The following is a 10,545-nucleotide window of genomic DNA, read 5'->3' as shown; positions in this document are numbered from 1 at the left end:
TTTAATTTTATTTATTAAATACATGTTTTTTTTACAAATTTAAATCTTTATTTTTACAAAAAAAATATAAATGATAAATGTAACAAAAACATTTTTACCATCAATTGAGTCGTACCAATCTTATCTTAAAAGAGCTTGGGAAAAAGTGTGGCTAACAAACAGAGGAGAGTTAACGTTAGAACTTGAAAATAAAATAAAAAAAAAATATAGTACATCAAATTTAATTATTACCAATAACGGAACCATTCCTTTGCAAATTGCAATAAAATTATTAGGAAATCAAGGTGAAGTTATTACCACGCCATTTTCATATATTGCTACTACATCTGCAATACTTTGGGAAAATTGCACTCCGGTTTTTGTAGACATCCATCCAGAATATTTATCTATTGATGAAACAAAAATAGAATCAGCTATTACGCCTAAAACAACAGCTATTTTAGCTACTCATGTTTTTGGAAATCCGTGTCATGTTGAAGCAATTGAGAATATAGCCAATAAGCATAATTTAGCAATTATATATGATGCTGCACACTGTTTTGGTGTAACTTATGACGGAACTTCAATTTTTAATTTTGGTGATGTAAGTACATGTAGTTTTCATGCTACTAAAATATTTCATACGGGTGAAGGTGGTGCGATGTTTTGTAATGATGAAAATTTGTTTCAAAAACTTTTTTATAGTCATAATTTTGGACATAATGGACCTTTGGAATTTCATGGTTTAGGAATTAATGCTAAAATCTCGGAATTACAATCCGCTATGGGATTAGCTGTGTTTGATGAGTTGGAATTTATATTTTCTGAAAGAAAAAAAGTTGTAGATTTTTATTTGAATAATTTAGATTTCACTCATATTTCAACAATGAAAATTAGAGAAAACACAAAATGGAACTTCAGTTATTTTCCTGTAATATTTAATTCTGAGGAAGAGTTATTAAAAGTTCAAAATAGACTTAATGAATCGAATATATTTCCAAGAAGATATTTTTATCCTTCTTTAAATTCAATTGATTTTGTAAAAGGTGCAGCCATGCCAATTTCAGAATCTATAGCTTCAAAAATTTTATGTTTGCCTTTGTATGTAGGTTTGGAAAAACAAGATTTAGAAAAAATTATAACTATAATTAATACCACAGTAGCATGCTAATAATTGGTGCAAAAGGTTTTGCTAAAGAAGTTTTAGAAATTTTTAAGCAAAAAAATGAAATAGATAATTTATTTTTTTACGATGATGTAAATGAGGATATTGGAACTTCTTTGTACGATATTTTTCCCATTTTAACATCAATTGAAGAAGCCAAAAAACTATTTAATGATGGGGATTCTAATTTTATTATTGGAATAGGAAATCCAATACTTAGATATAAATTAGTTAAAAAATTTGAAAGTATTGGTGGTAAATTAACAACATTGATTAGTCCTTTTTCTCATATTGGGAGTTATGGAAATTCAATTGGATTGGGTGCTAATATTATGACAAATTCAGTACTTACTAACGATATTACTATAGGAAAGGGTGTTTTAATTAATTTATCATGTACCATAGGTCATGACGTTTTTATTGATGATTTTGTAGAGCTTTGTCCAGATGTTAATGTTTCGGGAAATTGTAAAATTGGTAAATTCACTTTTATTGGTACCAATAGTACTATTTTACCAAATGTTCAAATTGGTTCAAATGTAATCATTGCAGCAGGTTCTGTAGTAACCAAAAATGTACCAGACAATTGTATGGTAGCTGGTATACCCGCCATAATTAAAAAAGAATTACCAAAATTAGAATTTTAATAATATGGATATCAATACCGAAATTCACAACGCCTACGAAGTCATTAAAAATGGCGGAATTATTTTGTATCCAACAGATACCGTTTGGGGAATTGGTTGTGATGCTTCCAACGAGAAAGCTGTTGCGAAAATATACGCACTAAAACAACGTGAAGAAAGCAAAAGTATGATTTGCTTAATGAATGGTGAAAAAATGATGTACAATGTTTTTGCAAAAATTCCAGAAGTGGCATGGGATATTTTAGACCATTCAGAACGACCAACCACATTAATTTTGGATCAACCAAAAAATGTAGCTAAAAATATAATAGCAGAAGATAATACTTTAGGAATCAGAATAGTAAAAGAACCATTCTGTTTTAAATTAATGGAACGTATGAAACGACCATTAGTTTCCACCTCTGCAAATATTTCTGGAGAACCAACACCAATGAATTTCAAAGAAATTTCACCAGAAATTATAAAAGGAGTCGACTATGTTGTAAATTTGCACCACGATAAAGTTTGCAAAAAACCTTCAGCCATAATCAAATTAACATTAGATAGCCAGGTAAAGGTGATTAGGAAATAATATTTTGGAGATTTGAAGATTTGAATTTATCTCAATTTTCAAATTAGCTAATTTTCAAATTTTCAAATTAAAACATGAATTACAAACAACATTTAGAAAATAAAATTTTCAAAATCATATCGCAAGCCGCACAAGAACTTAACTTGGAATGCTATGTGATTGGTGGTTTTGTTCGCGATATTTTATTGGATAGAAATCATAAAAAAGACATTGATATCGTTGCAGTAGGTAGCGGTATTGAATTATCTTTAAAAGTTTCCGAATTACTTTCAAATAAGCCAAAAGTTCAAGTTTTTAAAAACTACGGAACAGCTATGTTACGTTATAAGGAAATGGATATTGAATTTGTAGGGGCAAGAAAAGAATCATATACACACGATAGCAGAAATCCTTTAGTTGAAAATGGAACTTTAAAAGACGACCAAGAACGTCGTGATTTTACCATTAATGCAATGGCTTTTTCTCTGAATTCTGAAAATTTTGGAGATTTAGTGGATCCATTTAATGGTGTTGCCGATTTAGAAAATAAACTATTAAAAACACCTTTGAATCCAGATATTACTTATTCTGACGATCCTTTGCGTATGATGCGTGCCATTCGTTTTGCTACCCAATTAAATTTTGAAATTGAAAGTGAATCGTTAACTTCAATTGAAAAAAATAAAGATAGAATAAATATTATTTCTGGTGAACGCATTGTTGATGAATTGAATAAAATTTTGTCATCAGAAAAACCATCTATCGGATTTTTACATTTGTATCAAACCGGTTTATTAGACCTAATTTTACCTGAATTGACCGCTTTAAATAATGTGGAAGAAGTAGAAGGTCATACACATAAAAATAATTTTTACCACACGTTAGAAGTGGTAGATAATATCTGCCCAAATACAGAAGATGTATGGTTACGCTGGGCTGCATTATTGCATGATATAGGCAAAGCACCCACTAAAAAATTCAATAAAAAACAAGGTTGGACGTTTCATGGCCATGAATTTTTAGGCGGAAAAATGGCAAAAAAAATCTTTGAAAGACTTCATATGCCTTTGAATCAGAAAATGAAGTTTGTTCAAAAAATGGTTATGATGAGTTCAAGACCAATTGTAATAGCTGAAGAAATTGTTACCGATTCAGCCGTTCGTCGCTTGGTTTTTGATGCTGGTGAAGATATAGAAAATTTAATGATACTTTGCGAAGCCGATATCACTACAAAAAACAGTAAAAAATTTCAAAAATATCACAATAATTTTAAAATTGTGCGTCAGAAAATAGTTGAAGTAGAGGAGAAGGACAGAGTTCGTGTGTTTCAGCCACCCATTTCTGGAGAAGAAATTATGGAACTATTCGGATTAAAACCAGGTCGTGAAATTGGAGTTTTAAAAGAAGCTGTAAAAGAAGCCATTTTAGAAGGTGAAATTCCAAATGAATATGAAGCTGCTAAAGAATTTGTTTTAAAGCGTGCTGAAAAAATGGGCTTAAATAAAATATAATTAATTTTAATAATCTGAAAATCTGCAGTCAAAACAAATGAAAAAATATTTTCTTACAACAGCAAAAACGGCATTAGTTTTAGTTTATTTAGTAATTCTTGCAGGTGCTTTGGTGCGAATGACTGGATCAGGAATGGGTTGTCCAGATTGGCCAAAGTGTTTTGGTTATTACATTCCACCCACGGAACAAAAAGAACTTGAATTTACACCTAATAAAGCTTACGATAAAGGTCAAGTGATTATTAAAGACGAAGGTTTACTTGTAGCAAAATCAGATTTTACAGCGACTTCTTCTTTTTCAGAAAGTAACTGGGAAGCCTATACCAAACACGATTATGCTATTTTTAACCCAGCACATACTTGGATTGAATACATCAATAGATTGCTTGGTGCTTTGGTAGGAATTGCCTGTTTTGTAACATTTATTTTTGCATTTGGCTTCTGGAAAGAAAACAAAAAAGTAGTTGTTTATTCTTTCTTTGTTTGTGTATTAATGGGTTTTCAAGCTTGGTTAGGAAAAACGGTTGTAGATTCGGTATTAAGTCCAGTAAAAATTACCACTCATATGTTAACTGCTTTTTTAATTGTGGCATTACAGTTGTATGTTATATATGTGGTTTCGGCGAAAAATAGCATTAGAAAGTACGATAAAAAGTTTAGTATAGCACTTGTTATAGTGCTACTTCTTACAATTGTTCAAGTGGTTTTAGGAACGTATGTTCGTGAATTTATTGATACAATTGAGAAATCGGGAGCTCCAAAATCATTTTGGTTGTTACAACCCGAAATCACATTCTACTTTCACCGCAGTTTTTCAATTGTCGTCTTTTTGGCCAATTTATTTTTACTTCTTCGAAATAGAAATCTTCAATTGGGTTTTGAAAAAGTAAATTGGATCGTTCGAATTTTAATTTTCGAAATAATTTCAGGTGTAATTATGGTGTATGTCGATTTTCCTTTCGGAAGTCAAACTATACATTTAGTATTGGCAACATTCTTATTTAGTGTCCAATTTTATTTACTTTTAGAAAATAAAAAAATAACAGAAAAATAATATTACTTTTGCAGTCCGACTATATTGTCACAGTTCTTTAGATTTAATTAATGTCTAAACTCGCAGCGCAAGATAAATTTTTTGATTTATCAGATTACGGAAGATCTTTCGGTAAACTTTTGGCTAATTCCTTAAAGGAAACTCGTTTTACACCTATTCACGTAACACTTTTATTCGGAATTTCTGGATTAATTGCAATTTATTGCATGTTAAACCAATATTATATCGCCGCAGCATTTTTCATCATTTTAAAATCGGGTATAGATGCCGCTGATGGTGAATTAGCCCGTTTAAAAAACACGCCATCCTATTCTGGAAGGTATTTAGACAGTGTTTTTGATATTATCTTAAATTTTATGTTTTTAATGACAATTTGTTACATGTCAAACAGTACCATTTGGTATGCAGCACTTGCCTTTATTTGTATTCAGTTACAAGGCACCTTATACAATTATTATTATGTGATTTTAAGAAATAAATCGGTTGGAGGCGATACAACCAGCAAGATATTTGAATACAAAACCCCAAAAGCGTTACCAGGTGAATCGCAAAAATTGGTAACTATTTTATTTGGAATTTACACCCTAGTTTATGGCCTTTTTGATAAAGTTATTCATTTTTTAGATTCAAATGCCTATAAAATCAAAACCTTTCCAAATTGGTTTATGACATTAGTTTCTTTATACGGATTGGGTTTTCAATTGCTTATTATTGCAATATTATTAACGTTTGGATGTATAGAATTTATTGTGCCTTTTTTTATTTTGTATTCAGTATTCATACTTGTTTTGATAGGCATCAGAAAAACAGTTATTCATTAGCCAATCCACTCTTTAAAATCACTAACGCGTTCTCTTGATACAATTACTTCATCGTCTTTGTAAGTGGGTAAAATAATTTTTAATCTTGAATTAGAATATACTTGAATTTCTTTAACAGCTTTCAACGGAACAATGAATTTTCGGCTTACACGATAAAAATCTTTTGGGTTAATTTCGGCTTCTACAACTTCTAAAGTAGAATCAATTAAATAATCTCTGTTGTCTATCGTATGAATATAGGTGCCTTTATTTTCGCTATAAAAACATTCTATTTCATCAATTGAAATTACTTTTAATTGTTGACCAATTTTCACTGAAAAACGCGATTTGTATTCCTTTTCCAAAGGATTGATTAACATACGTTTTATCGCTTCAAAATCTAAATTAGAAACGGTGCTTTTTTGAAATTGATTTTTGAATTTTGAAATGGCGATTGAAAGTTCGTCTTCGTCAATTGGTTTTAATAAATAATCAATGCTATTTAGTTTAAAAGCACGCAACGCATATTCGTCATAAGCAGTAGTAAAAATAACCGCACTTTTAATGTCAATTTGTTCAAATAATTCAAACGATAAGCCATCAGACAATTGAATGTCGAGAAAAATCAAATCAGGATGCGAATTATTTTGAAACCAAGCAATTGATTCCTCCACAGAATGTAGCATTTTAATTACTTTCAGTCCAAGTTTTTCCACTTTGCGTTGCAATAATCGGGCGGCTGGCTTTTCGTCTTCGATGATGATGATGTTCAGCCCCCTAACCCCCAAAGGGGGAATATTTTCGTTTTGCATAATTTATTAAATTTTCAAATTGGCACATTTTCAAATTGACACATTATATTACTCCCACTTATTTGCTTTTTCCTTTTCCATTAACTCTTTTATTTTTCGTGCTTCCCAATCTTTTCCTAAAATAAAATAAGGCAAAAATGTAGACAAACCATGCGCTAATAATCCAATCCCCCAAAAGAAAGCCGTGAAAAAATTCTTAAACTGAAAATAACTTTCTCCTTCATTTAAGTTTTGAATATTTAAAATGACTAACATAATATTAATTACCAAATATACTAATGCGTGTGTATAAAAACCTTTTAATTTTTTTACTCGTTTTACCGCTTCCTCGTAGCGAATTTGTTCTGAAGTTATATTTTCCATAATTTTTTACTGAATTTGATACTGTTATTGAATTTGAAATTGATTTTGTTATTGATATTGATATTGCTTTTGAATTTATTATTCCCAATTATTATTTTTTCCTTTATTCACAATTTCTTGAATTTTTCGTTCTTCCCACGATTTTCCATATCCGAAAACGCCAAACGCATGAAATGAAACGCCTAATCCCCAACCTAACATCGGGAACCAAAACCATTGGAATCCCCAAAATGTATTGTAATTAATTATTGCCAATGTTGGAATTACGATGCAATAAGCAGTTAAATTTCCGTAAAAGCCTTTCAATTCTTCTACTCGTTTTTTGGCTCTTGCGTAAGCAGCATTTTCTGAAAATAGTGTGTTGGTTTCCATAACTGAAATTTGTTTGGTTAATATGGGTAAGCTTATTTTAAATTCATTTTCATTTTCTTCAACTATAACTTTTCTATTGGTTAAAATTCCGTATCGATTTACAATATTTTCTAATCCAACACCTTTTCTGCCAGATAATACGTCTTTCTTTTGTAAATTATTTGATACGACTAACGCTCCATTTTCGATGCTAATTTTGATATGAAGCGGTTTGATTTCACTTACTACATTATGTTTGATGCAATTTTCAAGCAATAATTGTAAGGATAATGGAATCACTTTTGCTTCATCGTTCTCAATGTTTTCAGGAATTTCAAATGTGATGCTGTTCTCAAATCGCATTAAAAGTAAATTCATATAGGTTTTGGCAAAGGTTAATTCTTCTGCTACCGAAACCAATTCTTTATCTTTTTGTTCTAAAACATAGCGATATACTTTTGATAAGGATGTAGTGAATTTTTGTGCTGCAATTGGATTTTCTTCAATTAACGAACTCAATACATTCAAACTATTAAACAAAAAATGCGGATCAATTTGGTTTTTTAAACTTTCAAACTGTGCCGAAGCTGTTCCGGCAATGATTTTTTGTTGGTTTACTTTATTTTCTTGAAACGCTTTATAAAAGAAAAACGCATGAAACGCTAAGGTTACAAAAAACGTAATAATTATGGTTACCACATAATTTGCCAAGGTTTCATTTTGAATAAATACCTCAAAACGTTCCCCTTTTATGAGTACATCTTCAACAATTCTAAGTAAAAAAATTGCAAAAACAGAAATTACAAACGAACCTAAGAATCCAATAATGATTCTACTTTTTGTGAATCGTTCTAATTTAAAAACGCCATCTAAATAAATGAATAAATAGGCATTGGCAAAATATAGCGTTAATCCATATAACATGGTATAACCAAAATTTACAAGTAAATATTCATTCAATTGAATGGTTATGCCTGTCATTAATTTTATAACCAATAAAACTAAAAAAACAGCAATGGATAAAATTATCGCTCTAGGAATTTCTTTTATGAGTTTATCAAACATAGAAAAAAGGTTTAGTATAAAATTAAGTAAAAATTAAGTGATTGCACAATAATTGCGATTAAATAAAGAATAAGTTGTATCATAATTTGGGTCTATTATTTCTGATACAAAATTCAATATAGTATTTCATCTAAAAAATTATATGTAACCCAACTGTCATTTTTTAGGGATGAATTGTAAGTTTGATACTTTTTATAACAAAAAAAGACTGCAATTAGCAGTCTTTTAAGTGTAATGAAAATGAGTTAAATACTAGTCAACTTTTTTAGTTTGTCTTTCCAAGTTTGTAATTCCTCTTTATGTTTTTCAATATTCTTTTGTACTTCTTTTATAAACGGATTGTTTCCTTTAGAGTTGCTAAAGAAACCAATATTGTTTTCTAATTGATTGATTTCATGATTTAATTCATCAATTTTTCTTCTAATAAATATTTGTTCATTAGCTATCGCTCTTTGGTCGTTTCCTTCCGAAAGTTGTTCTAAACGATTACTAAATTTCATCATTTCAGAGTCTTTTTTAGACAAACTTAGTTTTTCAAATAAAGCATCTAATATTTTATTGAATTTTCCTTCAATATGACGACGGTTTTGAGGTACTTTACCAAACTCTTTCCAAGCGGCAATATGTGCTTTAATTGCGTCTAAATCTGTTTTATGATCACCTACAAGTTCAAATGCACGAACGATTTCTAAGTATTCTTTTTTCTTTTCAAACGCTTCAACTTCTACGCCGATTTCTTCTTTTCTTGACTCATGTAATCTGTCAAAATAAGCATTACAAGTTTTTTTGAATGTTTCCCAAATTTCATCAGAAAGTTTTCTTGGTACATGACCAATTTTTTTCCATTCTTCTTGAATTTGCTTCATTATTGGAGTAGTAGCATCAAAATCTTCCGTATCGATATTAGCTTTTGCTTTCTCAATTAAGGCTAATTTCAATTCCAAATTACGATGTTGTTCATTTTTAATATCTTTATAAAAAGAATTCTTCGTAGCATTAAAAGAACGAACGGCATTTTTAAAATTACTCCAAGTAACTTCAGTAGCTTCAGCTGGAACACGCCCTGCTTTAAAGAATGCATCGCGTAACGCTTCTAATTTTACAATTTGATTTTGCCACTCGCCGTGATTAGAAACTTTTTCAGTACTTAAGGCATTTACTTCAGCAATAATTTCATTTTTTCGAGTTAAATTTTCTTGCTCTTTTTCTTTAAACTGCGAAGCTAATGCTTCACGTTTATCATGAAGAATTTTAGTGATTTCACTAAACTCTTGCCAAATTTTTTCTCTATTTTCTTTGTCAACAGGCCCGATTTCTTCTTTCCAAACACGGTGTAATAACTGTAGTTCTCTGAAAGATTTAGTCACATCTGGTTGCTCAACTAAAATTTTTGCTTTTGCAATGATTTCTAACTTCTGCTCTAAATTGTTTTTAAAATCAGCATCTCTAATTTCTCTGTCTAAATGTACAATTTCATAGAATCTATCTACATGAAAATGAAAATTATTCCAAACTAAATTATACTTGTCTTTTGGTATAGCTCCAGAGTTTTTCCAACGATCTCTAATATCGTTGAATTTTTTAAACATTTCTGAAATATTAGAATCGTTACTAGCAATTAATGCTTTTAATTCTTCAATTAAAGCTGTTTTCTCTGTTAAATTATTTTTTAATTGATTTTCAATATTTTTAAAATTAGTATTTCTCTTGTTGCGAAAAGTATCTAACAATTGATCAAATTTTACTTTTATAGGTGAATGATATTCAAATTCTGTAGACGTTTCATTTTCAGCAAAAAAGGCAGCTCTTTTTTCTTCAAGTAACTGATGAAATTGATTTAAAAATGCTTTTTTTACATCTTCAATTTGATTTTTGAAAACTAAGGCTTTTTCATGGCCTACAAGAGTTGCCAATTCATCAACTAATTCTTCTAAAGAAAGTTTTTCGTAATCTTTAACTTCAATTTCTAAATCGGTATCAATAGAACCTTCTTCACTAGCTTCAGCCAAATGATTGTCTATTTCATCTTGTACGGAAACCGTTGTTTCTTCTTCTGATTTTTCCGAAATTGTTTCATTTTCAGTTACTTCCAAAACTTGACTTTCTAATTCAGTTTCTTCTGAAATAGGTGTTTGGTTTTCAATTGAAGTTGTTTCTTCTTGTCCATCTGCTTGTTGCAGGTTATCATTCAATTCTTCTAACATGTTTTAATGCTTAAGTTAAGGGCTCGAAGATACCAAAAGAGGTG

Annotated in this window: 10 protein-coding genes; 6 read left to right on the top strand and 4 right to left on the bottom strand. The window is 29.9% G+C overall.

From position 1 onward, the window contains the following. The first annotated feature begins 70 nt into the window (after positions 1–70). The 6 genes from ACIQZ1_RS02950 (at position 71) to ACIQZ1_RS02925 (ending at position 5,727) form a co-directional block, all read left to right on the top strand. Positions 71–1,150 carry a DegT/DnrJ/EryC1/StrS family aminotransferase gene (locus ACIQZ1_RS02950; protein ID WP_396158909.1) on the top strand — a complete coding sequence of 360 codons (1,080 nt, stop codon included), beginning with the start codon at positions 71–73 and terminating at the stop codon, positions 1,148–1,150. Next, a complete protein-coding gene (locus ACIQZ1_RS02945; RefSeq protein ID WP_396158907.1) occupies positions 1,144–1,791 on the top strand; it encodes an acetyltransferase in 648 nt (215 codons plus the stop codon). The genes ACIQZ1_RS02950 and ACIQZ1_RS02945 overlap by 7 nt, the downstream gene beginning before the upstream one ends. A gap of 4 nt (positions 1,792–1,795) precedes the next feature. Continuing rightward, the gene (locus tag ACIQZ1_RS02940; RefSeq protein WP_396158905.1) at positions 1,796–2,362 is read left to right on the top strand and encodes an L-threonylcarbamoyladenylate synthase; all 567 of its coding nucleotides are present in this window, start codon (positions 1,796–1,798) and stop codon (positions 2,360–2,362) included. 74 nt (positions 2,363–2,436) lie between these two features. Next, a complete protein-coding gene (locus ACIQZ1_RS02935; protein WP_396158903.1) occupies positions 2,437–3,852 on the top strand; it encodes a CCA tRNA nucleotidyltransferase in 1,416 nt (471 codons plus the stop codon). Positions 3,853–3,889: 37 nt separating this feature from the next. Further along, on the top strand, positions 3,890–4,906 hold the full coding sequence (locus tag ACIQZ1_RS02930) for a heme A synthase (protein ID WP_396158901.1): 1,017 nt from the start codon (positions 3,890–3,892) through the stop codon (positions 4,904–4,906). Positions 4,907–4,956: 50 nt separating this feature from the next. Continuing rightward, entirely contained in the window at positions 4,957–5,727 is a 771-nt protein-coding gene (locus ACIQZ1_RS02925; protein ID WP_396158899.1) for a CDP-alcohol phosphatidyltransferase family protein, read from the top strand. Here ACIQZ1_RS02925 and ACIQZ1_RS02920 read toward each other — a convergent pair. The 4 genes from ACIQZ1_RS02920 to ACIQZ1_RS02905 all read right to left on the bottom strand — a co-directional run bounded on the left by ACIQZ1_RS02920 (position 5,724) and on the right by ACIQZ1_RS02905 (position 10,501). After that, on the bottom strand, positions 5,724–6,479 hold the full coding sequence (locus tag ACIQZ1_RS02920; protein WP_396158913.1) for a LytR/AlgR family response regulator transcription factor: 756 nt from the start codon (positions 6,477–6,479) through the stop codon (positions 5,724–5,726). The two genes, ACIQZ1_RS02925 and ACIQZ1_RS02920, sit on opposite strands and share 4 nt — an antisense overlap. Positions 6,480–6,566: 87 nt before the next feature. Next, on the bottom strand, positions 6,567–6,881 hold the full coding sequence (locus ACIQZ1_RS02915) for a 2TM domain-containing protein (RefSeq protein ID WP_396158897.1): 315 nt from the start codon (positions 6,879–6,881) through the stop codon (positions 6,567–6,569). Between the two features lie 78 nt (positions 6,882–6,959). Next, a complete protein-coding gene (locus ACIQZ1_RS02910; protein WP_396158895.1) occupies positions 6,960–8,297 on the bottom strand; it encodes a 2TM domain-containing protein in 1,338 nt (445 codons plus the stop codon). A gap of 245 nt (positions 8,298–8,542) precedes the next feature. Beyond that, the gene (locus ACIQZ1_RS02905) at positions 8,543–10,501 is read right to left on the bottom strand and encodes a DUF349 domain-containing protein (protein WP_396158893.1); all 1,959 of its coding nucleotides are present in this window, start codon (positions 10,499–10,501) and stop codon (positions 8,543–8,545) included. Between the last annotated feature and the right edge of the window lie 44 nt (positions 10,502–10,545).

Source organism: Flavobacterium sp. (assembly GCF_044341185.1).
In the GTDB taxonomy this organism is placed as follows: domain Bacteria; phylum Bacteroidota; class Bacteroidia; order Flavobacteriales; family Flavobacteriaceae; genus Flavobacterium.
Note: the sequence above shows the minus strand (reverse complement) of the source record. Positions and strands in the feature narration are given on the sequence as shown.